Genomic DNA, 24,186 nt, shown 5'->3' with positions numbered 1-24,186 from the left:
GAGAGAGCCTGCCATGAGTGAACTCGCCCTGACCCGACGCTCCCGACTTTCCGTGCCCGCGGTGGCCACCGGCGCCCTGCTGCTGGGGGCCCTGGCCGTGGGGGCCGCCTTCGGCGCCCGTATCGGCGCCCTGATGGTGATCGGCGGCCTGCTGGGCATGGTGCTCTACCATGCCGCCTTCGGCTTCACCGCCGCCTGGCGGGTCTTTATCACCGAGCGCCGCGGCCGCGGCCTGCGCGCCCAGATGGTGATGCTGGCCATCGCCGTGCTGCTCTTCTTCCCCGCCCTGGGGGCCGGCACCCTGTTCGGCACCGAGGTGAGCGGCTATGTGGCCCCTGTAGGTGTCTCGGTGATCTTCGGCGCCTTCCTGTTCGGCATCGGCATGCAGCTGGGCGGCGGCTGCGCCTCCGGCACCCTCTTCACCGCCGGCGGCGGCAACGCCCGCATGCTGATCACCCTGCTGTTCTTCGTGGTGGGCTCGGTGATCGGCACCGCCCACTTCGCCTGGTGGCAGAGCCTGCCCGCCCTGCAGCCGGTCTCCCTGGTGCAGACCGCCGGCGTGGGTGGCGGCATCGCGGTGAGCCTGGCGCTCTTCGCCGCCATCGCCGCCTTCACCCTGGTGATGGAGAAGCGCCGCCATGGCCAGCTGGAGCAGACGCCCCGCATCGACGCCGGCAACCGCCGCTGGCTCACCGGCCCCTGGCCGCTGCTGTTCGGCGCCGTGGCCCTGGCCCTGCTCAACTACGCCATCCTGGCCCTGGCCGGCCGCCCCTGGGGCGTCACTGGCGCCTTCGCCCTGTGGGGCGCCAAGGGCTTCGAATTCCTGGGCGGCGACGTGACCGGCTGGGGCTACTGGCAGGCGCCGGGCAACGCCGCGGCCCTGCAGGCCAGCGTGTGGAGCGATATCACCACGGTGATGAACGTCGGCATCATGGTCGGCGCCCTGGTGGCGGCCTCCCTGGCCGGGCGCTTCGCTCCCAACTTCCGCATCCCGGCCAAGTCGGTGCTGGCGGCGGTGATCGGCGGCATCATGCTCGGCTACGGCGCCCGCCTGGCCTTCGGCTGCAATATCGGCGCCTACTTCGGGGGCATCGCCTCCGGCAGCCTGCACGGCTGGGTGTGGCTCATCGCCGCCTTCGCCGGCAACATGCTCGGTGTGCGCCTGCGGCCCCTCTTCTTCGAGGGCGAGGCGGGCCGCCAGCCGGTGGCCAAGGGCTGCTGAGCCCGCCCCGCGCCTGGCGGACACGCCCCGTGAACTGCGCCCCGGCCTCGGCCGGGGCGCGGTCGTTTCGGGCATGGTAGAGTGCTGACGAGGCGCCGTCAGAGCGCCAACGGCCCGTTCCAGTTACCGCAACCGAGAGCAGAGATGACCACCGACAAGCGCCCTCTCTATATTCCCTATGCCGGCCCTCCGCTGCTGGAGATGCCGCTGCTCAACAAGGGCAGCGCCTTCACCCAGGAGGAGCGCATCGAGTTCAACCTGATCGGGCTGCTGCCCCAGTGCGTGGAGTCCATCGAGGAGCAGCTCGAGCGGGCCTACCGCCAGTACCAGCAGTGCCAGACCGACCTGGACAAGCACATCTACCTGCGCGCCATCCAGGATGACAACGAGACCCTCTACTTCCGCATGGTCTCCGAGCACCTGGAGGAGATGCTGCCGATCATCTACACGCCCACCGTGGGCAAGGCGTGCCAGGAGTTCTCCAATATCTACCGCAACCACCGCGGCCTCTTTATCGCCTATCCGGATCGCCACCGCATGGACGACATCCTGCGCAGCGCCACCAAGGGGCAGGTGAAGGTGATCGTGGTCACCGACGGCGAGCGCATCCTGGGCCTGGGCGACCAGGGCATCGGCGGCATGGGCATCCCCATCGGCAAGCTGGCGCTCTACACCGCCTGCGGCGGCATCAGCCCCGCCTATACGCTGCCGATCATGCTCGACGTGGGCACCAACAATCAGGCGCTGCTGGATGACCCCATGTACATGGGGTGGCGCCATCCGCGTATCTCCCAGGAGGAGTACGATGAGTTCATCGACACCTTCATCACGGCGGTGAAGCGCCGCTGGCCCGAGGTGCTGCTGCAGTTCGAGGACTTCGCCCAGGCCAACGCCGTGCCGCTGCTCGAGCGCTATCGTAACGAACTCTGCTGCTTCAACGACGACGTCCAGGGCACGGCGGCGGTGGTGGTGGGCACCCTGATGGCGGCCTGCCAGGCCCGCGAGGAGGGCATCGGCCAGCAGCGGGTGGTCTTCGTGGGGGCGGGCTCCGCCGGCTGCGGCATCGCCGAGCAGGTGGTGGTGGCCATGCAGGCCGAGGGGCTCACCGAGAAGGAGGCCCGGGCGCGGATCTTCATGGTGGACCGGGAGGGGCTGGTGACCTCGGGCCAGACCTGGCTGCGGGACTTCCAGGCGCGTCTGGCCCACGACCCGGCCCTTACCGAGGGCTGGCAGGGCCAGGACCTGGTGGAGACGATTCGCCGGATTCAGCCCACGGTGCTGATCGGGGTCTGCGGGCGGCCGGGCATCCTCACCGAGGAGGTGGTGCGCACCATGCATGCGGGCTGCGAAACGCCGGTGATCATGCCGCTCTCCAACCCCACCTCCCAGGCGGAGGCGCTGCCCGAGGACGTGATCCGCTGGACCGACGGTGCGGCCCTGGTGGCCACCGGCAGCCCCTTCCCGCCGGTGGAGCATGGGGGGCGCAGCTACCCCATCGCCCAGTGCAACAACGCCTATATCTTCCCCGGCATCGGCCTGGGGGTGGTGGCGGCCGAGGCGCGGCGGGTCACCGACGACATGCTGATGGCGGCCTCCCGGGCGCTGGCCCGGGAGGCGCCCATCGTCAAGGAGGGGGAGGGGGCGCTGCTGCCGCCGCTGACCCGGATACGTGAGCTCTCCAAGGCGATCGCCTTCGATGTGGCCGCCCAGGCCCAGGGGGAGGGCGTGGCGCTGAAGACCGACGGCCTCAAGCTGCGTGCCTCCATCGAGCGCAACTGCTGGACGCCGGCGTATCGTGCCTACCGTCGCCGCTCCTTCTGACGCACTATCCACTGAATTGAAAAAGGCCCTGCCGGGTATCCCGGCAGGGCCTTTCGCCTTTCGGTGCCTTTCGCGGCAGGCCAGACGACTACCTAGGCGGCCCCAATCATACGGCGCAGCACATAGTGAAGGATGCCGCCGTGGCGGTAGTACTCCAGCTCGTTGGCGGTATCGATGCGGCAGAGCGCCTCGAAGTGCTTCTCGCCCTTGTCGCTCTTGACCGTCACCTTCACCTTGCCGCCCGGGGTAAGCTCGGCGAGCCCCGCGATGGAGATCTGCTCGTCGCCGGTCAGGCCCAGGGTCTGGCGGCTCTCCCCCTCGGGGAACTGCAGCGGCACCACGCCCATGCCGATCAGGTTGGAGCGGTGAATGCGCTCGTAGGATTCGGCGATCACCGCCCGCACGCCGAGCAGCCGGGTGCCCTTGGCGGCCCAGTCGCGGCTGGAGCCGGTGCCGTACTCCTTGCCGGCGATCACCACCAGCGGCGTGCCCTCCTCCTGATAGCGCATGGCGGCGTCGTAGATCGCCATCTGCTCACCGGAGGGCACGTGGCGGGTCTCGCCGCCGACCACGCCGTCGAGCATCTCGTTTCTGATGCGCACGTTGGCGAAGGTACCGCGCATCATGATCTCGTGGTTGCCGCGCCGGGAGCCGTAGGAGTTGAAGTCCACCGGCTTGATGCCGCGCTCCTGCAGGTAGCGCCCGGCGGGGCTGTCCGGCTTGATGCTGCCGGCCGGCGAGATATGGTCGGTGGTTACCGAGTCGCCGAGCATCGCCAGGATGCGCGCCTCCTGAACATCCTCGATGGCGTCGGGCGTCCGCCCCATGCCCTCGAAGAAGGGCGGGTGCTGGATATAGGTGGAATCCTCCGACCACTCGTAGACCTTGCTCTCGGGCACCTCGATGGCCTTCCAGGCGTCGTCGCCGTCGAACACCTCGGCGTACTCCTTGGAGAACATCCCGGTGTTGACCCGGGCCACCGCCTCGGCGATCTCCGCCTGACTCGGCCAGATGTCCCTGAGGGTGACGGGCTCGCCGTCGCTGCCGATGCCGATGGGGTCCGTCGTCAGGTCGCAGCGCACATTGCCGGCCAGCGCATAGGCCACCACCAGGGGCGGTGAGGCGAGCCAGTTGGTCTTGACCAGGGGGTGGACCCGGCCTTCGAAGTTGCGGTTGCCGGAGAGCACCGAGGCCACGGTGAGGTCGGCGTCCTCGATCGCCTTCTCGATGGCCTCGGGCAGGGGGCCGGAGTTGCCGATGCAGGTGGTGCAGCCGTAGCCCACCAGCTGGAAGCCCAGGGCGTCGAGGTCCTCGTTGAGGCCAGCGGCGGCGAGGTAGTCGGTGACCACCTTGGAGCCGGGGGCGAGGGAGGTCTTGACCCAGGGCTTGGTGGTCAGGCCTTTCTCGCGGGCCTTCCGGGCCAGCAGGCCGGCGGCCATCATCACGCTGGGGTTGGAGGTATTGGTGCAGGAGGTGATGGCGGCGATCACCACGGCGCCGGGGTCGAGGCGGAAGGCCTCGCCGTCGAGGTCCACCGCTTGACTGTCATGGTGCTCGTAGCTCTCCTCGACGCCGACCGCGGTCTGGCCGCCTTCGGAAAACAGCCGGCCCTTCTCCTCGGAGGAGGTGACCGGCTTGCCGTCCTCTTCCATGACCTTCTCGAAGGCCGCGCGCATGTCGCCGAGGGCCACGCGGTCCTGGGGGCGCTTGGGGCCGGCCAGGCTGGCCTCCACCTCGGTCATGTCCAGCGCCAGGGTGTCGCTGAAGATCGGCTCGTCGCCGGGCTCGCGCCACAGGCCCTGGGTCTTGCTGTAGGCCTCCACCAGGGCCACCTGGTCGTCGTCGCGGCCGGTCAGGCGCAGGTAGTTGAGGGTCTCGTCGTCCACCGGGAAGAAGCCGCAGGTGGCGCCGTACTCCGGGGCCATGTTGGCGATGGTGGCGCGGTCGGCCAGGGGCAGGTCCTTGAGGCCGTCGCCGTAGAACTCCACGAACTTGCCTACCACGCCCTTCTTGCGCAGCATCTCGGTCACCGTGAGCACCAGGTCGGTGGCGGTGATGCCCTCGCGCAGCTTGCCGGTGAGCTTGAAGCCGATCACCTCGGGAATCAGCATGGAGACCGGCTGGCCGAGCATGGCGGCCTCGGCCTCGATGCCGCCCACGCCCCAGCCCAGTACGCCCAGGCCGTTGATCATGGTGGTGTGGGAGTCGGTGCCCACCAGGGTGTCGGGATAGGCGAAGGTCTTGCCGTCCTCCTCCTTGGTCCAGACCGTCTGGCCCAGGTACTCCAGGTTGACCTGGTGGCAGATGCCGGTGCCGGGCGGCACCACCCGGAAGTTGTCGAAGGCCTGCTGGCCCCAGCGCAGGAACTCGTAGCGTTCGCGGTTGCGCTCCATCTCGATGGCGACGTTGTCCCGGAAGGCCGTGGCGTTGCCGAACTTGTCGACCATCACCGAGTGGTCGATGACCAGGTCCACCGGGGAGAGCGGGTTGATGCGGGCGGGGTCCTCGCCCAGTGACTCCACCGCGGCGCGCATGGAGGCGAGGTCCACCACCCCGGGCACCCCGGTGAAGTCCTGCATCAGCACCCGGGCCGGGCGGTAGCCGATCTCGCGGTCGGAGCGGGCCTCCTTCTGCCAGTCCACCAGCGCCTGCATGTCCTCCCGGGCGACGCTCTCGTCATCGGCGAAGCGCAGCTGGTTCTCCAGCAGGATCTTGAGGGTCTTGGGCAGCCGCTCGATGCTGCCCAGCGCCTGGGCGGCCTCGGGCAGGCTGTAGTAGTGATAGGTCCTGCCGCCCACCTCGAGGGTCTTGAGGGTATCGGGGGTCGCGTCGGTGCTCATCGGTGTCCTCCTCATCGGAGAGAGTGAACGAACCATCCTGGTATTCTTGGGACATGGTCATGATAGGCGGCGTTTTCAACCGCTGCCCGGGGGAACGCTTGAAACGGCGGTGCCGGGCCACCATCTTCAAAGGCAACGGACCGGGACTTTCGGTTCCAGGATGCCACCATCCCGTGACAGGCCGGCGACGGCCGGGGAGTCTCCATGCACGAAGAGTCACTGAGCCCGCGCCGGGTACGCTGCCCCTACTGCGATGCCCCCTTCGACCTGCTGCTGGATGCCTCCCAGGGCAGCCAGCTCACCTGGGAGGACTGCCACGTCTGCTGCGCGCCGATCCAGGTGCGCATCGATGCCGACCCCGTCGAGCCGGAGGCGCTGACCGTGACCCTGGGACGCGACGACGAGGTGCTGTAGCCCCGCGGCGTCAGTGCAAGGTACCCCAGCGGCCCGGTGTCCATCTCGATAGCCCCTTGCTATGGAGCCGCTCAACCGCGCCCGGATCCCGGCGCGACTGGTACAATGGCGCCACTTCAGAACCTGAACGCTATCCACGAGGTATCTTCCATGAGCGATGTGCGTCACGAACGCCTGATCATCCTGGGCTCGGGCCCGGCCGGCTATACCGCCGCGGTCTATGCGGCCCGCGCCAACCTGAAGCCGCTGCTGATCACCGGGATGCAGGCGGGTGGCCAGCTGACCACCACCACCGACGTGGACAACTGGCCCGGCGATGATGCCGGCGTGCAGGGGCCGGAGCTGATGGAGCGGATGAAGCGTCACGCCGAGCGCTTCGACACCGAGGTGCTCTTCGACCATATCCATGAGGTGGAGCTGCGCAGCCGACCCTTCACCCTCAAGGGCGACAACGGCACCTACACCTGTGACGCCCTGATCATCGCCACCGGTGCCAGCGCCCGCTACCTGGGGCTCGAGTCGGAGCAGAAGTTCATGGGCCAGGGGGTCTCCGCCTGCGCTACCTGCGACGGCTTCTTCTACCGCAACCAGGAGGTGGTGGTGGTAGGCGGCGGCAACACCGCCGTGGAGGAGGCGCTCTATCTCTCCAACATCGCCTCGAAGGTGACCCTGGTGCACCGCCGCGACAGCCTGCGCTCGGAGAAGATCCTCCAGGACAAGCTCTTCCAGCGGGCCGAGGAGGGCAAGGTGGTACTGGAGTGGAACCACACCCTGGAGGAGGTGCTGGGCGACAACACCGGCGTGACCGGCGTGCGCCTGAAGTCCACGCTGACCGGTGAGACCAAGGAGCTGGCCGCGCCGGGCGTCTTCATCGCCATCGGCCACAGCCCCAACACCGGCATTTTCGAGGGGCAGCTTGCGATGAACGGCGGCTACATCAAGGTGCAGTCCGGCCTCGAGGGCAACGCCACCGCCACCAGCGTGCCGGGCGTCTTCGCCGCCGGCGACGTCATGGACCATGTCTACCGCCAGGCCATCACCTCCGCCGGCAGCGGCTGCATGGCCGCCCTGGACGCCGAGCGCTACCTGGACGAGTTATAAACCTTCAATAGTGCGGCGGCACCTCGTCCTCGGGGCGAGGTGTCATCGCATCGCCCTCCTGCAGCGCCCGCTGCTGCTCGCGAATCTTCTCCTGCATCAGGTCGTTGATGCGCTCCAGTGTCGCCAGGCGCCGCTCCTGGGCGGCCACCGCCTGGTCCAGGGTGTCCAGCCAGTGCTCCTGATAGGCGATACGGCTCTCCAGCGCCTCCAGGCGCGCCATCAGGTCGAGGGACGCCCGATCGGCGCCCATGTTAGAATCACTTCGTTGCGTGTCACCGTTCATCGTGGCACCACCTCCAGAACGTTATCGTCCAGTATCCACCAACAAGAGAGTCATTCGAGTCCATGAATCGAAAGGTCATGTTTCGCTGCACCCTGGTCAGCCTGCTGCTGGCCGCCCCCGCGCCCCTGTTGATCGCCCTCTTTGTTCACCTCGCCGGCGGGGAGCTTGCCGAGGCGCTGTTCGCGAGCCTCGAGATCGGCGGCGTCGCCGTGGTCTATGCCGCCGCCGCCCTGGCGGTCTTCCTGCTGCTGCTTCTCGCCACCCTGGCAGTCAACGTGCTCACCCCGCAGCTGGTTAACCTGGCCGAGGTCGAGAGCGACGATCGCGAGATCGGCGAGGTGAAGTGGTTCAACGTCAACAAGGGCTACGGCTTCATCACCCGCGACAGCGGTGAGGATGTCTTCGTCCACTTCCGCGCCATCCGCGGCCGCGGCCATCGCACCCTGGCCGAGGGGCAGAAGGTCCGCTATCACATCATCGAAAATGAAAGAGGGCTTCAGGCCGATGATGTGACGGTGATCACCTGATCTTCGTCGCCTGCCGTCGGTCCTGATAACAGCGCCCCGCCTTCGTGCGGGGCGCTGTCGTTATGGGGCCTGCGGGGTGCGAATGGCCGCTCAGTGGCCCGAGTCGGGCCAGTGGAGCTCTTCCTCGCTGCCGTCGGGCAGCACCTGGAGGAAGCGGTCCGGATCGTCACCGGGCTGCCAGCCGCCCAGGGAGCAGCGCACCTCGCAGCCGAGCCGGGCGGCGGCAGACCGGGCGCAGGCGGCGTCGCTCTCCCAGGGGGTGGCGGGGCTGTCGAACCAGAGGCTGGCGTAGCCGTCGGCGGCCTTCTCCACCAGCAGCACAGGGATCTCGCTCCCCTCGTGGTGGCCGCGGGTGCGCCACTTGCCCTTGCCGGCGGGGGCCAGGGGCTCGGCGCCGATGGCGGCGCCGAGCCAGTCGCTCACCCCTTCGATGGGGGCCTTGGCCAGGTAGATCTCGATATCGGGGTAGCGCGGTTGGCTATCGGGGGTCATGGATGCCTCAGGGTCGGGCGCTGCCGTTGACGAACAGGTGGGTGAGGATCGCCTCGTAGACCCGGCTCAGCTCATCCAGGTCGGCGGCGCGGATGCGCTCGTTGACCTGATGGATGGTGGCGTTGAGGGGCCCCAGCTCCACCACCTGGCTGCCCAGGGTGGCGATAAAGCGGCCGTCGGAGGTGCCACCGCTGGTCGACAGCTCCGGACGGTGCCCGGTGACCTGCTCCACGCCGAGCACGGCGGCCTCCACCAGCTCGCCCTCGGCGGTGAGGAAGGGCTCGCCGTTGAGGGTCCAGTCCAGCTCGTACTCCAGGCCGTGAGCGTCGAGGATCGCCTCGGTGCGAGCGCGGAGCTCCTCGTGGGTCACCTCGGTGGAGAAGCGGAAGTTGAAGACCACCTCCACCTCGCCGGGAATGACGTTGGTGGCGCCGGTGCCCGCGCGGAAGTTCGAGACCTGGAAGCTGGTGGCGGGGAAGAAGTCGTTGCCGTCGTCCCAGTGCTCCCGGGTCAGGGCGTCCAGGGCCGGCATCGCCTGATGGATGGGGTTGCGTGCCAGGTGGGGGTAGGCCACGTGGCCCTGGACCCCTTTGATGTGCATCACGCCGCCCAGGGAACCGCGCCGGCCGTTCTTGATCACGTCGCCCAGCCGGGCGGTGGAGGAGGGCTCGCCGACGATGCAGTAGTCGAGGCGCTCGTGACGCTCGCGCAGGTGCTCGACCACGGCGCGAGTGCCGTCCACCGCGGGCCCCTCCTCGTCGGAGGTGATCAGAAAGCCGATCTGGCCGTGGTGGTCCGGATGTGCCGCCAGGAAGCGCTCCACCGCGGTGACCATGGCCGCCAGGCTCCCCTTCATGTCGGCGGCGCCGCGGCCGCGCAGCATGCCCTCATCGTCGATGCAGGGCTCGAAGGGGGGGTAGTCCCAGCGGGTGTGGGGGCCGCTCGGCACCACGTCGGTATGGCCGGCGAAGGCCAGCAGGGGGCCGTGGTGGCCCCGGGTGGCCCAGAAGTTCTCCACGTCGCCGAAGGGCAGGCGCTCCACGCGGAAACCGAGCGCCTCCAGGCGCTCGATCATCAGCGCCTGGCAGCCCAGGTCGTCCGGCGTCACCGAGGGGCGGCGCAGCAGCTCGAAGGCGAGCTGCAGGGTGGGCGAGAGGCCGGCGGGATCAGTTGTGGGCATGCAGCGCCTCGTTGAGCGCGATGGCGCTCTTGTTGGTCAGGCACTCGATGCGGCCGTTCTGGGAGTTGCGGCGCAGCAGCAGGTCGTCCTGCCCGGCCAGCTCGCGGGCGGCCACGGTCCTGACCTCCTGGCCCTGGTCGTCGAGCAGGGTGACCTTGGCGCCGGCGGTGAGGTAGAGGCCCGCCTCCACGGTGCAGCGGTCACCCAGGGGGATGCCGATGCCGGCGTTGGCGCCGATCAGGCAGCCCTCGCCCACCTTGATGACGATGTTGCCGCCGCCGGAGAGGGTGCCCATGGTGGAGCAGCCGCCGCCGAGATCCGAGCCCTTGCCGACCATGACGCCGGCGGAGATGCGGCCCTCGATCATGCCGGGACCTTCGGTGCCGGCATTGAAGTTGACGAAGCCCTCGTGCATGACGGTGGTGCCCTCGCCCAGGTAGGCGCCCAGGCGCACCCGGGCGGTGTCACCGATGCGCACGCCGCCGGGCACCACGTAGTCGGTCATCTTCGGGAACTTGTCGACGCAGTCCACGGAGAGGGTGCGGCCGGCCAGGCGCGCCTTGAGGCGGCGGGCGGGGAGCTCCTGGACGTCGATGGGACCCTCGCTGGTCCAGGCCACGTTGCGCAGCAAGCCGAACATGCCGGTGAGGTCCAGGCCATGGGGCTTGACCAGGCGGTGGGAGAGCAGGTGCAGCTTGAGATAGACCTCCGGGGCCGTCTCGGGGGCGTCGTCCTTCTCCAGGAACATGGCGACCAGGGGGCGCTGGCTGGCGGCGAAGGCCTCGGCCAGCTCCGCCTGGTCGGCGTGGCCGGCGTCGCGCAGGGCGCTGGCGAGCTCGGCGCACTGTTCGGGCAGGAAGCTCACCGCGGCGTTGCCGGCGGGGGCGTCCAGTGCCTTGGCGGCGGCCTTGACCAGGCCGGCGTCGGGGTTGAGCAGCGGGGCCGGGTAGTAGATCTCCAGCCAGTCGCCCTGGGTGTTCTGGGTGCCGATACCGAGTGCAAAGCTGAGCATGTCTGTGTCCTTGTGGAGGTGGCGTATACGGGTGGTAGGCGTGCCGCCGGGGCGGCCGCCGCGTGTTTGGATGGCCTAGCCGCTCAGGGCGTCATAGTCGCCGTCCCGGTAGCCGACGAGGATCTCGTCGCCGGTGTCGAGCAGCGGTCGCTTGAGCAGGGTGGGGTTGGCGAGCAGCAGCTCCCGGGCCTTGTTGGCGTCTACCGCCTGCTTCTCCTCGTCGGGGAGGTTGCGCCAGGTGGTGCTGCGCTTGTTGAGCGCCTCCACCACCGGCACCTTCTCGAGGATGTGTTCGAGCAGGGCGGCGGAGAGGCCGTCCTCGCGCAGGTCGTGGAACTGGTAGGGGATGCCGGTGCCGTCCATCGCCTTGCGGGCCTTGCGGCAGGTGTCGCAGTTCTTGATGCCGTACAGGGTGAACATCACAGCCTCCTTTCGATAAAGCGGCGCAGGCGGCGAGCCGCCTCCACCGTGGCGTCGACCTCGGCCACCAGCGCCAGGCGCAGCCGGCTGCTGCCGGGGTTGGTGCCGTTGGCGGCGGGACGACCCATATAGCTACCGGGCAGCACGCTGACGTGCTCCTCGGCGTAGAGCGCCCGGGTAAAGGCCTCGTCGTCGCCGCCGGGCACCGCCGGCCACAGGTAGAAGCTCGCCTCCGGGGTGGGGAACGCCATCACCGGGGCGAGGATCTCGGTCACCGCGGCGAACTTCTCGCGGTAGGCGTCGCGGTTGGCGCGCACGTGGGCCTCGTCGTTCCAGGCGGTGATCGAGGCGCGCTGCACGGGGAGGGCCATGGCGCAGCCGTGGTAGGTGCGGTAGCGCTTGAAGGGGGCGATCAGCTCGGCGTCCCCGGCCACGAAGCCGGAGCGCAGCCCCGGCAGGTTGGAGCGCTTGGAGAGCGAGTGGAACACCAGGCAGCGGCGGTAGTCGTGGCGGCCGAGCGCCGCGCAGGCCTCGAGCAGCCCCGGCGGCGGGGCGGCCTCGTCCAGGTAGAGCTCCGAATAGCATTCGTCCGAGGCGATGATGAAGTCATGCTCGTCGGCCAGCCGGATCAGCTTCTGGAACTCGGCCAGGGGCGTCACCGCCCCGGTGGGGTTGCCCGGCGAGCAGAGAAAGAGGATCTGCACCTCCCGCCAGGTCTCGGCGGGCACGGCGTCGAGGTCGGGGCGAAAGCCGTTCTCGGCGCTGCAGTCCAGATAGAGGGGCTCGCCGCCGGCGAGCAGGGTGGCCCCCTCATAGATCTGGTAGAAGGGGTTGGGCATCGCCACCTTGGCCGGGCGAGTGCGATCCAGAGCGGCCTGGACGAAGGCGAAGATCGCCTCCCGAGTGCCGTTGACCGGCAGCACCTGGCGCTCCGGGTCGATGCCGGTGAGGGAGAAGCGTCGGGTCGCCCAGCCGCTGATCGCCTGGCGCAGTTCGGGCAGCCCGGCGGTGGCGGGGTAGCGGGCGAACTCGGCCTGGCGCGCGACCAGGGTGGCCAGCGCCGCCGGGTAGGGGGGGTGCTGGGGCTCGCCGATGGTCAGCGGCACGTGGTCAAGCCCCTTTGGGGGCGTCACGCCGGCCTTGAGAGCGGCGAGCTTCTCGAAGGGATAGGGCTTGAGGACGTCGAGATCGGGGTTCATGGCTGTCCAGGCGCGCCTCGCCGGCCGTGGCCTCGGGCGTCGTTATGTGAGTCGTTGTCGTGAGACGTGGTCGGAAGGGGCTTGATTATAGGGAAGGCGGGAGAATGCCTCAAACGCAGCGCCTGCCTGCCTGGCCGCTTGGAGCTGATCCGGCGACGGGCCTTCGAGGGGGCGCTCTGAACCCTTCCCTGGGCGCTACCGATTCCCTGCTTCGCTCTCGCGTCCTGCTCCGCTTGCAGGTCCGGTGCTGGCCATCCATGGCCAGCCCGTTCGGAGCAATGCTCCTCACCCCTGGAATAGGACCCCCTCTTCGCCCCATCCCCGGCGCTCCTCGCTACTCTGTCGTCTCGGGCCTAGCCGGAGACATCCAGCACCTCCACCAGCCGCTCGCGCAGCCGGGCCTGGCGCTCGGGGTCGGTGAGGGGCTCCCCGGCCTTGGTGGTGATGAAGAAGACGTCCTCCACCTTCTCGCCCAGGGTGGCGATCTTGGCCGCCGAGAGGGCGATGTCCTGCTCCATGAAGATGCGCCCCACCCGGGCCAGCAGGCCGGGGCGGTCCGGGGCGATCAGCTCCAGCAGGGTGCGCTCGTTGGCCGGGTCCTGCTCGATGATCACCTCGGTGGGGACCCGGAAGTGGCGCAGCTGGCGCGGGGTGTGGCGGGTGACGATCTCCGGGTAGTCGTCCGGGTCGTCGAGCTCCTCCACCAGGTGGGCGCGGATCTCCTCGATGCGCGCCGGGTCGTGGATGGCGCGCCCCTGGTCGTCCAGGACGATGAAGGTGTTCAGCGTCCAGTCGTTGCTGGAGGTGGCGATGCGGGCGTCGTGGATGGAGAGCCCGAGCTGGTCCAGGGCGGCGGCGGTGGCGGCGAAGAGGTCGTCCACCGAGCGGGTGTGGATGAACACCTTGGTGCCGCCCTCGGCCATGTCCTCGGCCGGGGCGCTGATCAGGATCAGCGGCAGCTGGCTCTCGCCGTGGGCGAGGATGCCCTGGGTCTGCCAGGCGATCTCGCTGGGCGCATACTGCAGGAAGTACTCCTCCCCCAGGGACTCCCAGAGCCGCTCCACCCGGGCCATGTCGGCGCCCACAGAGGCGAGCAGGGAGAGCGCCTCGTCCCGGGTCTCGTTGACCCAGTCGTCGCGCTCCAGGGGGTTCTCCAGGCCGCGGCGCAGGGCGCGCTTGGCCTCGGCGTGGAGCTGGCGCAGCAGCGAGGCGCGCCAGCCGTTCCAGAGCGTGGGGTTGGTGGCGTTGATGTCGGCCACGGTGAGCAGGTAGAGATAGTCGAGACGGGTCTCGTCACCCACCAGGCGGGCGAAGTCGGCGATCACGTCCGGGTCACTGATGTCGCGCTTCTGGGCCACCATGGACATGGTCAGGTGGTGCTCCACCAGCCAGCTGACCAGGCGGGTATCCCGGGTCGAGAGGCCGTGGCGCTCGGCGAACACCTCCACGTCCCGGGCGCCGAGCAGCGAGTGGTCGCCGCCGCGCCCCTTGCCGATATCGTGGAAGAGCCCGGCGATCCACAAGAGCTCCAGCTTGGGCAGCTGGTGGACCAGGTTGGCGGCCACCGGGAACTCCTCCCGGGCCGCCGGCTTGCGGAAGCCGTGGATGAACTTCAGCAGCCGCAGGGTGTGGGCGTCCACGGTGTAGATATGGAAGAGGTCGTGCTGCATCAGCCCCACGGCGCGGCCGAACTCCGGCAGGTACTTGCCGAGCACGCCGTAGCGGTTCATGCGCCTGAGCTGGCGGGCCACATTGCCGCCGGAGCGCAGCAGCGCCATGAACAGGCTCTGGTGGCGGACGTCGTCTCGGTAGAGGTCGTCGATCAGGTGGCGGTGGTCGCGGATCAGGCGGATGGTGTCGGCCCGCACCCCCTCGATCTCCGGGTGTTCGGCCATCAGCAGGAAGAGCTCGAGCAGCGCCGCGGGGCGGTCCCGGAAGACGCTGCGGGAGCGCGCCTGGATATAGCCACCCTTGATCTCGAAGCGGTCGTTGAGCGGCGTGGTCTCCAGCGCCTCGCCGGCGTGCAGGATCACCTCGTCGAAGTGCTGCAGCAGCATGTCGTTGAGGCCGGCCAGGGCCGTCACGTGGCGATAGTAGCGCTTCATGAACTGCTCGACGGCCAGGCGCTCCGGGGTGTCGCGGAAGCCGAACAGCTCGGCGATGGTGCGCTGGTGGTCGAAGAGCAGGCGGTCCTCGGCGCGGCCGGTCAGCATGTGCAGGGCGTAGCGCACCTGCCACAGGAAGGCCTGGCCCTGGCTGAGGATGCGCAGCTCGGGGTCGTTCATGAAGCCCTCGGCCACCAGGTCCTCGTAGCGCTGGCTGCCGAAGTGGCGCTTGGCCACCCAGCCGATCATCTGGATGTCGCGCAGCCCCCCGGGGGAGCTCTTGATGTTGGGCTCCAGGTGGTACTCGGAGTTGTTGAAGCGGCGGTGGCGGCTGATCTGCTCCTGCCACTTGGCCTCGAAGAAGCGGTCGGCGGGCCACAGCCGCTCGGGCGCCAGGCGCGCCTTCATCGCCTCGCGCAGGCGCTCGGGGCCGGCCACGGTGCGGCTCTCCAGCAGGTTGGTGATCACCGTGACGTCGCTTTCCGCCTCCCGGACGCAGTCGTTGAGCGAGCGCACGCTGTGGCCGATCTCCAGACCGATGTCCCAAAGAAAGGTGATAAAGGCGGTGAGCGGCTCCCGATAGGGGGCGTCGTCGTCCTGCTCGAGCAGCAGCAGCAGGTCGACGTCGGAGTGGGGGTGCAGCTCGCCGCGGCCGTAGCCGCCCACGGCAAGCAGCGCCAGGCCCTCACCCTCGGGCCACTCATGCTGCTCCCAGGCTACCGCCAGCAGCCGGTCCAGGCACCAGGCGCGACCGTGGATGAGGTCGCGGATATCGGCGCCTTCCCGGAAACGCGCGTCGAGCCGGGCCTGGATCTCGCGCAGCGCCGCCTTGAAGGGGGCGATGGGCGAGCGGCTGCCGGCGAGCTCCGCGCGAAACGCCTCGACGTCGAACAGGCTCTCGTCGGGGGCGAAGCGGTAGTGGTGGAGCAGCATGGGCTCAGCGCTCCAGGAAAGAGAGGTCTTCGTCGCTGCGTGCGGTCAGCACCTCGACGCCGCTCTCGGTGACCAGCAGGGTGTGCTCCCACTGGGCCGTGAGGCTGCGGTCCTTGGTGACCGCGGTCCAGCCGTCGCGCAGTACCTTGGTGCGGTGGTCGCCGACGTTGATCATGGGCTCGATGGTGAAGCACATGCCGGCCTCCAGGGCGATATCCGCCTCCGGGGCGTAGCCGTCGTAGTGCAGCACCTGGGGGTCCTCGTGGAAGCCGGCGCCGATGCCGTGGCCGCAGAAGTCGCGCACCACCGAGTAGCCGTTGGCCTCGGCGTGGCCCTGGATGGCCCGGGCCAGCTCGGAGAGGCGCGCGCCCGGGCGCACCAGGGCGATGCTGCGGTAGAGGCACTCCTGGGTGACCCGGCAGAGCCGCTCGCCCTGGATGGTCTCGCCGATCACGAACATCACGCTGGAGTCGCCGTGGTAGCCGTCGGCGGTCCTCACGGTGATGTCGAGGTTCATGATGTCGCCCTTCTTCAGCTTCTTGCCGTCGTCGGGGATGCCGTGGCAGACCACATGGTTGATGGAGGTGCAGACCGACTTGGGGAAGCCGTGGTAGTTGAGCGGCGCCGGGGTGGAGCCCAGCTCGTCGACGATATAGTCGTGGCAGCGGCGGTCGATCTCGCCGGTGCTGATGCCGGCCTTGACGAAGGGGGTGATCATCTCGATCACGCTGGCGGCCTGGCGGCCCGCCTCGCGCATCTTCTCGATCTCGTCGGGCGTCTTGATGGGTACGTTCATGGAATCTCGAGGCTAGGGTGGGGTCGCCTGGCGACTTCAACTTGCGGATGATCCATGGTATAAAGCTGCGCGCCTTCCTGCAATCGCCCGACCCTCCTGCACCCCGATACGCCCAGGTTTTCGCGTACGGATGTCAGGGGCGTGGCGATCTCGACGGCGACAATCAACGTAACGCCTTGAAAACACACATGCACCGGCACATGGTCCCGGGTGCTGTCGTTGTCTCCTCGCGAGGCGCGGCGGTCGGATCCATGGGGTGCGTGGAGGCCTAACCCGATTTTCCAGGAGTCATCCATGGCACACGTCAACATGCGTGACCTGCTCAAGGCAGGCGCCCACTTCGGTCACCAGACCAAGTACTGGAACCCGAAGATGAGCAAGTTCATCTTCGGCGCCCGTAACAAGATCCACATCATCAACCTCGAGCACACCCTGCCGGCCCTCAACGAGGCGATCGACGTGGTCGAGAAGATGGCAGCGGCCAACAACAAGATCATGTTTGTTGGCACCAAGCGCAGCGCCAGCAAGATCATCAAGGAAGAAGCCAACCGCGTTGGCATGCCCTTCGTGAACCATCGCTGGCTCGGCGGCATGCTGACCAACTACAAGACCATCCGCGTCTCCATCAAGCGCCTCGGTGAGCTCGAGGCCATGCACCAGGACGGCACCTTCGAGAAGCTGACCAAGAAGGAAGTCCTGATGGCGACCCGCGAGCAGGCCAAGCTCGAGCGGTCCGTGGGTGGCATCAAGGAGATGGGCGGCCTGCCCGACGCCCTGTTCGTGATCGACGTTGACCACGAGCGCATCGCCATCAACGAGGCGAACAAGCTGGGCATCCCGGTCATCGGCGTGGTGGATACCAACTCCGACCCGGACGGCGTCGACTACGTGATCCCCGGCAACGATGACTCCATCCGTGCCATCCAGATCTACGTCAAGGCCATCGCCGACGCCTGCGCCCGTGCGAAGGAAGGTCGTCCCGACGAGTTCGTCGAGGTCACCGCAGAGAGCGACAGCGCCGCCGAGTGATCGCGGCCCGTCTGTCCGCTCGCCGGCGCCGGAGTGGCCGTCGCCACGGCGGCCGGACAGACGAGAAAGGGGGCCGGACAGACGAGAAAGGGGGCCGAGGCCCCCTTTTTTCTCAGTATTCGCCGGATTCGTCCCAGCGACGGGTCCGCTATCCGTTGACACACAGATTCAGAGGTGAACCCCATGGCAGCTATCAGCGCCTCCCAGGTCAAGGAACTGCGCGAGCGTACCGGGCTCGGCATGATGGAGTGCAAGAAGGCCCTCACCGAGGCCGGCGGTGATATCGACGTCGCCATCGAGAACCTGCGCAAGAGCTCAGGCCTCAAGGCCGCCAAGAAGGCCGGCCGCACCGCCGCCGAAGGCACCGTGGTGACCCGCGTCGCCCAGGATGGCAGCTACGGCGTGATGGTCGAGATCAACTCCGAGACCGACTTCGTGGCCCGCGACGACAACTTCAAGGCCTTCGCCGACAAGATCGCCGACGCCTTCTTCGCCGCCAAGAGCGAAGACGTGGCCGCCGTGATGGCCGGTGACCTGGAGACCGCTCGCGAGCAGCTGGTCCAGAAGATCGGCGAGAACATCGGCGTGCGCCGCTGCGTGGTGGTCAATGCCGTCGAGGGTGGCCTGGTGGGCGAGTACGTCCACGGCGGCCGCATCGGCGTGCTGACCGTGCTGACCGGCGGCAACGCCGAGGTGGCCAAGGATATCGCCATGCACGTCGCCGCCATCAACCCGGCCGTGGCCCGCCCCGAGGACATGCCTCAGGAGCAGCTGGACCAGGAAAAGGATATCATCCTCGCCCAGCCCGATATGGCCGGCAAGCCCGCCGAGATCGCCGAGAAGATGGTCCAGGGTCGCCTGAAGAAGTACCTGGCCGAGAACAGCCTGACCGAGCAGCCCTTCGTCAAGGATCCGAACCAGAGCGTTGCCCAGTTCGCCAAGGCGGCCGGCGGCGAGGTGGTAGGCTTCACCCGCTTCGAAGTGGGCGAGGGCATCGAGAAGGAAGAGGTCGACTTCGCCAAGGAAGTGATGGAACAGGCCAAGCGCAGCTAAGGTCACAGGTTCCTGCAGGACGATGGCGTGCGCGCAAGCGCACGCCTTCGCGTATTCGGCCGGTGCGTTCCGGCCACCCCGACATGCCACCGCTGATGCCAGGAGAGATGCCATGCCCACATCCGATCACGTCGAGTCGCCGGCCAAGGGCCGCGCCGAGAAGTCGAAGTACAAGCGAATTCTGCTCAAGCTCTCCGGTGAGGCGCTGATGGGCGAGCATGACTTCGGCATCGACCCCAAGGTGCTCGACCGCATGGCCCTGGAGATCGGCCAGCTGGTCGGTATCGGGGTCCAGGTCGGCATCGTGATCGGCGGTGGCAACCTGTTCCGCGGTGCCGCTCTCAACGAGGCGGGCATGGACCGGGTGACCGGTGATCACATGGGCATGCTGGCCACGGTGATGAACGCCCTGGCCATGCGTGACGCCCTGGAGCGCTCCAATATCCGCTCCCGGGTGATGTCCGCCATCCCCATGAGCGGCGTGGTGGAGCACTACGATCGCCGTACGGCCATCCGCTATCTCACCTCCGGAGATGTGGTACTGTTCTCCGCCGGTACCGGTAACCCCTTCTTCACCACCGACTCCGCGGCCTGCCTGCGCGGCATCGAGATCGATGCCGACGTGGTGGTCAAGGCCACCAAGGTGGACGGGGTCTACGACAAGGATCCGGTCAAGCACGACGACGCGGTCAAGTATGACCAGCTGAGCTACGACGACGCGCTGGACCAGAAGCTGGGGGTCATGGATTTGACCGCCATCTGCCTGGTGCGTGACCATGATATGCCGGTCCGCGTCTTCAACATGAACAAGCCCGGCGCCCTGCTCAACCTGGTGGTGGGCGGCGAAGAAGGCACGCTGATAGACAGAGGTTGACACCGTGATCAATGACATCAAGAAGGATGCGGAATCCCGCATGAAGAAGAGCGTGGACGCTCTGCATGGCAACCTGAACAAGATCCGTACCGGTCGCGCCCACTCCAGCATCCTGGATGCGGTGACCGTCGACTACTACGGCAGCCAGGTGCCCCTGAACCAGGTCGCCAACATCAACACCGAGGATGCCCGCACCCTCTCAGTGGTGCCCTGGGAGCAGAGCATGGTGCCCAAGGTCGAGAAGGCGATCATGACCTCCGACCTGGGCCTCAACCCCTCCACCGCCGGCAACAACATCCGCGTGCCGATGCCGATGCTCACCGAGGAGACCCGCAAGGGCTATATCAAGCAGGCCCGCCAGGAGGCGGAGAATGCTCGGGTGGCGGTGCGCAACGTGCGTCGCGACGCCAACGGTGACGTCAAGGCCCTGCTCAAGGAGAAGGAGATCACCGAGGACGAGCAGCGCCAGGCCGAGGATGCGATCCAGAAGCTGACCGACAAGTACATCGCCGAGATCGACAAGACGCTGGAGCTGAAGGAACAGGATCTGATGCAGATCTGAGCAAGTTCGGGGCCGCCAGGAGGGCGGCCTCCTGCCTTCTCATTCACTCCCCCCGATGCGAGACCCCATGACGTCACCGCACTCCCCAGACTCCAGCGCCACGGATGGCACGCCCGCTGTCCCAGGGGGCGCACTGCCACGCCACGTGGCGATCATCATGGATGGCAACAACCGCTGGGCCAGGGCCAGAGGGCTCTCCGGCGTGCGCGGCCACCATGCCGGCGTGGAGGCGGTGCGTGCCACCATCCGCCGCGCCGCCGAGCGGGGCATCGAGACCCTGACCCTGTTTGCCTTCTCCAGCGAGAACTGGAAGCGTCCCCGGGCCGAGGTCAGCGCCCTGATGGAACTCTTCCTGCTGGCGCTGAAGCGGGAGGTGAACAAGCTGCATGCCAACGGCATCCGCCTCTCGGTGATCGGCGACGCCTCGGCCTTCTCGGATTCGATCCAGAAGCATATCGCCCGGGCCGAGGAGAAGACCCGCCACAACACCCGCCTGCACCTGGTGATCGCCGCCAACTACGGCGGCCAGTGGGACCTGGCCCGGGCGGCCCGCCGCCTGGGGGAGCGGGTGGCGGCCGGCGAGCTCGACCCCTCCGCCATTGATGAGGCCGCCTTCGCCGGCCAGCTGAGCCTGGCCGGGGTGGCGCCGGTGGATCTCTGCATCCGCACCAGCGGCGAGCAGCGCATCTCCAACTTCATCCTCTGGGAGCTGGCCTACGCCGAGCTCCACTTCACGCCACTGCTGTGGCCCGACTTCGATGCCGAGGCCTTCGACCAGGCGCTGGCCGACTACCAGCGGCGCCAGCGACGTTTCGGCATGACCGACGAACAGATCGAGGCTCAAGGTGCTTAGACAGCGCATCATTACCGCAGCCTGGCTGGCACCGCTGATGCTGGCCGGCCTGTTTGGCCTTTCCGGCGGGTTCTTCGCCCTCTTCACCGCGGCCATCGTGCTGCTGGCGGGCTGGGAGTGGACCAACCTGGCGGGCATCCGCCAGCGCGACAACCGCCTCATGCTGGTGGGCGTGCTGGCCATGGCCATGCTGATGCTATGGATCAGTGGCGGGGCGCTGATGGCCTGGCCGCTGTGGCTGGGTGTGGCCGGCTGGCTGGTCAACCTCACCTGGGTCACCCGCTATCCCGCAGGCGTGGCCCAGTGGAGCTCGCCCACGCGCCGCCTGCTGATGGGGCTCTGGGTGCTGCTGCCGGCCTGGGTCGGCCTCAATGTGCTGCGCGACAGCGGCGCGGTCTGGCTGCTCTTCGTGCTGCTGCTGGTGTGGTGCGCCGATATCGGCGCCTACTTCGCCGGTCGCGCCTTCGGCCGGCGCAAGCTGGCGCCCAGGGTAAGCCCGGGCAAGAGCTGGGAGGGGGTGGCCGGTGGCCTGGTCGCCACCGCCGCGCTGGCGCTGGTGTTTGCCAGCTGGCAGGGGCTCGGCCTCGGCGGCGGGCTGGCCCTGCTGCTGGCGACCCTGGTGGTGACCCTGGTCTCGGTGCTGGGCGACCTGCTGGAGAGCATGCTCAAGCGCTTCCGCGGCATCAAGGACTCCAGCCAGCTGCTGCCGGGCCACGGCGGCGTGCTCGACCGCATCGACAGCCTCACCGCCGCCGTCCCGCTGTTTGCCCTGCTGATGATGGGGGGGCTCTAGGGTGGGGGGAGTGCGCGGCGAGCCGCGTCGCCAGGCCGTTACCGTGCTGGGTGCCACCGGCTCCATCGGCACCAGCACCCTGGATGTGATCGCCCGCCACCCGGAGCGCTACCGGGTCCATGCCCTGACCGCCCACCGCTCCCGAGAGGCGCTGCTGGCCCAGTGTCGGGTACATCGGCCGGCGGTGGCGGTGCTCGACCGCGAGGCCGATGCCGCCTGGCTGCGGGCGCGCCTGGCCGAGGCGGGGCTGGCCACCGAGGTCGAGAGCGGCACGGACGCCCTGGTGGCGGTGGCCGAGGCCTCCGCGGTGGACGTGGTGATGGCGGCCATCGTCGGTGCCGCGGGCCTGCTGCCGACGCTCGCCGCTGTGGATGCCGGCAAGCGGGTGCTGCTGGCCAACAAGGAGGCCCTGGTGATGTCCGGGGCGCTGTTCATGGAGGCGGTGGCGAAAAGCGGGGCAACCCTGCTGCCCATCGACTCAGAACATAACGCCATCTATCAGTGTCTACCCGTTGACCACCGCGGGGGGCTTGCCCGCCACGGCGTGACCCAGCTGCTGCTGACCGCCTCCGGCGGCCCCTTCCGCGGCTGGTCGGCTCGAGAGCTGGCCGAGGTGACGCCGTCGCAGGCCTGCGCCCACCCGAACTGGTCCATGGGTCGCAAGATCTCGGTGGATAGCGCCACCCTGATGAACAAGGGGCTGGAGCTGATCGAGGCGTGCTGGCTCTTCGACGCCCGGCCCGAGCAGGTCCAGGTGGTGGTGCACCCCCAGAGCGTGATCCACTCCATGGCCGCCTACAGCGACGGCTCGGTGATCGCCCAGCTGGGCAACCCCGACATGCGCACCCCCATCGCCTACGGGCTGGCCTGGCCGGAGCGGATCGAGGCCGGGGTCGAGGCGCTGGACCTCTTCCAGGTCGCCCGGCTCGACTTCGAGGCGCCGGACGAGGCCGCCTTCCCCTGCCTGCGCCTGGCGCGGGAGGCCATGGCGGCGGGCGGCACGGCGCCGGCGGTGCTCAATGCGGCCAATGAGGTGGCGGTGGAGGCCTTCCTCGAGGGGCGCCTCGCCTTCACCGGCATCGCCGAGCTGGTCGCCCGGGTGCGCGATATCGAGCCGATCGCCCCGGCCCGCGACCTCGAGACGGTGCTTGAGGCCGATGCCGGCGCCCGTCGCGCCGCACGGGAGTGGCTGGCTCGCCGCTGATCCCGTGTCATTTCATTACGCTTCCTGGAGGAGACTGACTTGGGCCTGATCCAGAATATCCTGGCCGTGATCGTGGTGCTGGGCCTTTTGATCACCTTCCACGAGTTCGGCCACTTCTGGGTGGCCAGGCGCTGCGGCGTCCGGGTGCTGCGCTTCTCGGTGGGCTTCGGCCAGCCGATCTGGTCCCGGGTCGACCGCCACGGCACCGAGTTCGTGGTGGCCGCCATTCCCCTGGGCGGCTACGTCAAGATGCTCGACGAGCGGGAGGCCCCGGTGCCCGAGCATGAGCTCGACCAGGCCTTCAATCGCAAGACGGTGTGGCAGCGCATCGCCATCGTCGCCGCCGGCCCCCTGGCCAATTTCCTGCTCGCCATCGTCGCCTACTGGGCGCTCTTCGTGGCCGGCACCACCACGGTGGCGCCGGTGATCGGCAGCGTCGAGCCCGACTCGCCGGCGGCGCGTGGTGGCCTCGTCGCCGGCCAGGAAATCGTCGCGGTGCGCGGCGAGGCGGTGCGCGGCTGGGACGAGATCAACCTCAAGCTGGTGGCCGCCATCGGCATGAGCGGCGAACTCACCGTCGACGCCCGCGCCGACGCCACCGCCGAGCCTCGGGAGTATCGCCTGCCGGTGGAGAACTGGCTGGTGCGCCAGGACCCGCCCCAGCCGCTGCCGAGCCTCGGCGTGACCCCGTGGCGCCCGCCCTTCCCGGCGGTGCTGGGCCAGCTGCTGCCCGGCGAGGCGGCCGCCGCCGCCGGCCTTCAGGCCGGTGACGAGATCCTGGCGGTGGACGGCGCGCCGGTGGACGACTGGATGCACTTCGTCGACATCGTGCGGGCGAGCCCGGGCGAGGCGCTGACGCTTGAGGTCGCGCGTGACGGCGAGCGCCTGAGCCTGGCCATCACCCCCGGCAGCAACGAGCTGGAAGAGGGCGTCACCATCGGCTATATCGGCGCCGGGGTGGCCCCGGTGGAGTGGCCGGAGGAGTACCGCCGCGAGATCCGCTACGGGCCGGTGGCGGCGGTGGGCCAGGCGGTGTCGCGCACCGGCGAGATGACCCTGCTCACCGTGGATGCCATCCGCAAGATGCTGGTGGGGCTGATCTCGCCCTCGAACCTCTCGGGGCCGATCACCATCGCCCAGATCTCCGGCGACTCGGCCCGGGCGGGGCTTGAGAGCTTCGTCAGCTTCCTGGCCTATCTCTCCATCAGCCTGGCGGTGCTCAACCTGCTGCCGATCCCGGTGCTCGACGGCGGCCACCTGCTCTACTACTTCATGGAGGTGGTGCGCGGGCGCCCGGTCTCCGAGCAGGCCCAGGCGATCGGGCTGCGCATCGGCTTGGCGCTGGTGGGCACCCTGATGCTGATGGCAATCTATTTCGATCTGATGCGGCTCTGGTAGGCGGCCCTTCGTCTTGTCAGCGAGCCGCACAAATGTATAAGGTGCCTGTCTGGACAGGTTTGGCAGATCAACGCG

At 68.6% G+C, this 24,186-nt stretch carries 22 protein-coding genes; 13 read left to right on the top strand and 9 right to left on the bottom strand.

Annotation, left to right across the window (positions count from 1 at the left end; translation table 11 throughout):
* Positions 1-13: 13 nt before the first annotated feature.
* Both NHL60_RS16925 and NHL60_RS16920 read left to right on the top strand, forming a co-directional pair.
* Complete coding sequence (locus NHL60_RS16925) at positions 14-1,222, top strand: YeeE/YedE family protein (RefSeq protein WP_253446143.1); 1,209 nt, start codon at positions 14-16, stop codon at positions 1,220-1,222.
* A 144-nt stretch (positions 1,223-1,366) separates the two neighbouring features.
* Complete coding sequence (locus tag NHL60_RS16920) at positions 1,367-3,043, top strand: NAD-dependent malic enzyme (RefSeq protein ID WP_253446140.1); 1,677 nt, start codon at positions 1,367-1,369, stop codon at positions 3,041-3,043.
* Between the two features lie 92 nt (positions 3,044-3,135).
* On the opposite strand, the gene acnA is transcribed toward NHL60_RS16920, so the two are convergent.
* On the bottom strand, positions 3,136-5,883 hold the full coding sequence (gene acnA, locus NHL60_RS16915) for an aconitate hydratase AcnA (protein WP_253446137.1): 2,748 nt from the start codon (positions 5,881-5,883) through the stop codon (positions 3,136-3,138).
* 204 nt (positions 5,884-6,087) lie between these two features.
* On the opposite strand from acnA, the gene NHL60_RS16910 reads away from it, so the two are divergent.
* Positions 6,088-6,297 (top strand): CPXCG motif-containing cysteine-rich protein, encoded by a 210-nt coding sequence (locus NHL60_RS16910; RefSeq protein ID WP_253446134.1) that lies wholly within the window; start codon positions 6,088-6,090, stop codon positions 6,295-6,297.
* A gap of 150 nt (positions 6,298-6,447) precedes the next feature.
* Positions 6,448-7,398, top strand: a complete 951-nt coding sequence (trxB, locus tag NHL60_RS16905) for a thioredoxin-disulfide reductase (protein ID WP_253446131.1) — start codon at positions 6,448-6,450, stop codon at positions 7,396-7,398.
* Between the two features lie 4 nt (positions 7,399-7,402).
* Here the strand turns inward: trxB and NHL60_RS16900 are convergent, their stop codons facing one another.
* Positions 7,403-7,648, bottom strand: coding sequence for a SlyX family protein (locus tag NHL60_RS16900; RefSeq protein WP_253446128.1), 246 nt, complete (start codon positions 7,646-7,648; stop codon positions 7,403-7,405).
* 95 nt (positions 7,649-7,743) lie between these two features.
* On the opposite strand from NHL60_RS16900, the gene NHL60_RS19635 reads away from it, so the two are divergent.
* On the top strand, positions 7,744-8,208 hold the full coding sequence (locus tag NHL60_RS19635) for a cold-shock protein (protein WP_301271075.1): 465 nt from the start codon (positions 7,744-7,746) through the stop codon (positions 8,206-8,208).
* 90 nt (positions 8,209-8,298) lie between these two features.
* Here NHL60_RS19635 and NHL60_RS16890 read toward each other — a convergent pair whose 3' ends face one another.
* The 7 genes from NHL60_RS16890 to map all read right to left on the bottom strand — a co-directional run bounded on the left by NHL60_RS16890 (position 8,299) and on the right by map (position 16,345).
* Entirely contained in the window at positions 8,299-8,700 is a 402-nt protein-coding gene (locus NHL60_RS16890) for a hypothetical protein (protein ID WP_253446125.1), read from the bottom strand.
* 7 nt (positions 8,701-8,707) lie between these two features.
* On the bottom strand, positions 8,708-9,880 hold the full coding sequence (gene dapE, locus NHL60_RS16885; protein ID WP_253446121.1) for a succinyl-diaminopimelate desuccinylase: 1,173 nt from the start codon (positions 9,878-9,880) through the stop codon (positions 8,708-8,710).
* Positions 9,867-10,892, bottom strand: a complete 1,026-nt coding sequence (dapD, locus tag NHL60_RS16880) for a 2,3,4,5-tetrahydropyridine-2,6-dicarboxylate N-succinyltransferase (protein WP_253446118.1) — start codon at positions 10,890-10,892, stop codon at positions 9,867-9,869. Before dapD ends, dapE begins: the two co-directional genes overlap by 14 nt.
* Positions 10,893-10,967: 75 nt before the next feature.
* A complete protein-coding gene (locus NHL60_RS16875) occupies positions 10,968-11,312 on the bottom strand; it encodes an arsenate reductase (RefSeq protein WP_253446115.1) in 345 nt (114 codons plus the stop codon).
* Positions 11,312-12,511: a succinyldiaminopimelate transaminase gene (dapC, locus tag NHL60_RS16870; RefSeq protein WP_253446112.1), complete on the bottom strand. Its 1,200-nt coding sequence runs from the start codon at positions 12,509-12,511 to the stop codon at positions 11,312-11,314. The genes NHL60_RS16875 and dapC overlap by 1 nt, the downstream gene beginning before the upstream one ends.
* A gap of 353 nt (positions 12,512-12,864) precedes the next feature.
* Positions 12,865-15,549, bottom strand: coding sequence for a [protein-PII] uridylyltransferase (locus NHL60_RS16865; protein WP_253446109.1), 2,685 nt, complete (start codon positions 15,547-15,549; stop codon positions 12,865-12,867).
* A gap of 4 nt (positions 15,550-15,553) precedes the next feature.
* The gene (gene map / locus NHL60_RS16860; RefSeq protein WP_253446106.1) at positions 15,554-16,345 is read right to left on the bottom strand and encodes a type I methionyl aminopeptidase; all 792 of its coding nucleotides are present in this window, start codon (positions 16,343-16,345) and stop codon (positions 15,554-15,556) included.
* A 294-nt stretch (positions 16,346-16,639) separates the two neighbouring features.
* Between map and rpsB the strand changes: the two genes are divergently transcribed.
* The 8 genes from rpsB to rseP all read left to right on the top strand — a co-directional run bounded on the left by rpsB (position 16,640) and on the right by rseP (position 24,111).
* A complete protein-coding gene (rpsB, locus tag NHL60_RS16855) occupies positions 16,640-17,374 on the top strand; it encodes a 30S ribosomal protein S2 (RefSeq protein WP_253446103.1) in 735 nt (244 codons plus the stop codon).
* Positions 17,375-17,557: 183 nt separating this feature from the next.
* Positions 17,558-18,427 carry a translation elongation factor Ts gene (gene tsf, locus NHL60_RS16850; RefSeq protein WP_253446100.1) on the top strand — a complete coding sequence of 290 codons (870 nt, stop codon included), beginning with the start codon at positions 17,558-17,560 and terminating at the stop codon, positions 18,425-18,427.
* A gap of 112 nt (positions 18,428-18,539) precedes the next feature.
* Positions 18,540-19,301, top strand: a complete 762-nt coding sequence (gene pyrH / locus NHL60_RS16845; protein ID WP_253446097.1) for a UMP kinase — start codon at positions 18,540-18,542, stop codon at positions 19,299-19,301.
* 4 nt (positions 19,302-19,305) lie between these two features.
* The gene (frr, locus tag NHL60_RS16840) at positions 19,306-19,863 is read left to right on the top strand and encodes a ribosome recycling factor (protein ID WP_253446094.1); all 558 of its coding nucleotides are present in this window, start codon (positions 19,306-19,308) and stop codon (positions 19,861-19,863) included.
* A 55-nt stretch (positions 19,864-19,918) separates the two neighbouring features.
* On the top strand, positions 19,919-20,716 hold the full coding sequence (gene uppS, locus NHL60_RS16835; RefSeq protein WP_301271074.1) for a polyprenyl diphosphate synthase: 798 nt from the start codon (positions 19,919-19,921) through the stop codon (positions 20,714-20,716).
* Entirely contained in the window at positions 20,709-21,509 is an 801-nt protein-coding gene (locus NHL60_RS16830) for a phosphatidate cytidylyltransferase (protein WP_253446088.1), read from the top strand. Before uppS ends, NHL60_RS16830 begins: the two co-directional genes overlap by 8 nt.
* 10 nt (positions 21,510-21,519) lie before the next feature.
* On the top strand, positions 21,520-22,713 hold the full coding sequence (gene ispC / locus NHL60_RS16825; protein WP_253446085.1) for a 1-deoxy-D-xylulose-5-phosphate reductoisomerase: 1,194 nt from the start codon (positions 21,520-21,522) through the stop codon (positions 22,711-22,713).
* A gap of 39 nt (positions 22,714-22,752) precedes the next feature.
* Positions 22,753-24,111: an RIP metalloprotease RseP gene (rseP, locus tag NHL60_RS16820; RefSeq protein ID WP_253446081.1), complete on the top strand. Its 1,359-nt coding sequence runs from the start codon at positions 22,753-22,755 to the stop codon at positions 24,109-24,111.
* Positions 24,112-24,186 lie beyond the last annotated feature (75 nt).

The sequence above is a fragment of the Halomonas sp. Y3 genome (genome assembly GCF_024137965.1).
Classification (GTDB): domain Bacteria; phylum Pseudomonadota; class Gammaproteobacteria; order Pseudomonadales; family Halomonadaceae; genus Halomonas; species Halomonas mongoliensis.
This window is presented reverse-complemented; position numbering and strand designations above follow the sequence as displayed.

Bases quoted from the DNA above. Each gene is read 5' to 3' on its own strand.
- NHL60_RS16865 (WP_253446109.1), bottom strand. From the start codon at position 15,549: ATGCTGCTCCACCACTACCGCTTCGCCCCCGACGAGAGCCTGTTCGAC.
- pyrH (WP_253446097.1), top strand. From the start codon at position 18,540: ATGCCCACATCCGATCACGTCGAGTCGCCGGCCAAGGGCCGCGCCGAG.
- NHL60_RS16875 (WP_253446115.1), bottom strand. From the start codon at position 11,312: ATGTTCACCCTGTACGGCATCAAGAACTGCGACACCTGCCGCAAGGCC.
- NHL60_RS16910 (WP_253446134.1), top strand. From the start codon at position 6,088: ATGCACGAAGAGTCACTGAGCCCGCGCCGGGTACGCTGCCCCTACTGC.
- dapC (WP_253446112.1), bottom strand. From the start codon at position 12,511: ATGAACCCCGATCTCGACGTCCTCAAGCCCTATCCCTTCGAGAAGCTC.
- uppS (WP_301271074.1), top strand. From the start codon at position 19,919: ATGCGAGACCCCATGACGTCACCGCACTCCCCAGACTCCAGCGCCACG.
- rpsB (WP_253446103.1), top strand. From the start codon at position 16,640: ATGGCACACGTCAACATGCGTGACCTGCTCAAGGCAGGCGCCCACTTC.
- trxB (WP_253446131.1), top strand. From the start codon at position 6,448: ATGAGCGATGTGCGTCACGAACGCCTGATCATCCTGGGCTCGGGCCCG.
- NHL60_RS19635 (WP_301271075.1), top strand. From the start codon at position 7,744: ATGAATCGAAAGGTCATGTTTCGCTGCACCCTGGTCAGCCTGCTGCTG.
- acnA (WP_253446137.1), bottom strand. From the start codon at position 5,883: ATGAGCACCGACGCGACCCCCGATACCCTCAAGACCCTCGAGGTGGGC.
- NHL60_RS16920 (WP_253446140.1), top strand. From the start codon at position 1,367: ATGACCACCGACAAGCGCCCTCTCTATATTCCCTATGCCGGCCCTCCG.
- dapE (WP_253446121.1), bottom strand. From the start codon at position 9,880: ATGCCCACAACTGATCCCGCCGGCCTCTCGCCCACCCTGCAGCTCGCC.
- NHL60_RS16925 (WP_253446143.1), top strand. From the start codon at position 14: ATGAGTGAACTCGCCCTGACCCGACGCTCCCGACTTTCCGTGCCCGCG.
- tsf (WP_253446100.1), top strand. From the start codon at position 17,558: ATGGCAGCTATCAGCGCCTCCCAGGTCAAGGAACTGCGCGAGCGTACC.
- NHL60_RS16890 (WP_253446125.1), bottom strand. From the start codon at position 8,700: ATGACCCCCGATAGCCAACCGCGCTACCCCGATATCGAGATCTACCTG.
- dapD (WP_253446118.1), bottom strand. From the start codon at position 10,892: ATGCTCAGCTTTGCACTCGGTATCGGCACCCAGAACACCCAGGGCGAC.
- NHL60_RS16900 (WP_253446128.1), bottom strand. From the start codon at position 7,648: ATGGGCGCCGATCGGGCGTCCCTCGACCTGATGGCGCGCCTGGAGGCG.
- map (WP_253446106.1), bottom strand. From the start codon at position 16,345: ATGAACGTACCCATCAAGACGCCCGACGAGATCGAGAAGATGCGCGAG.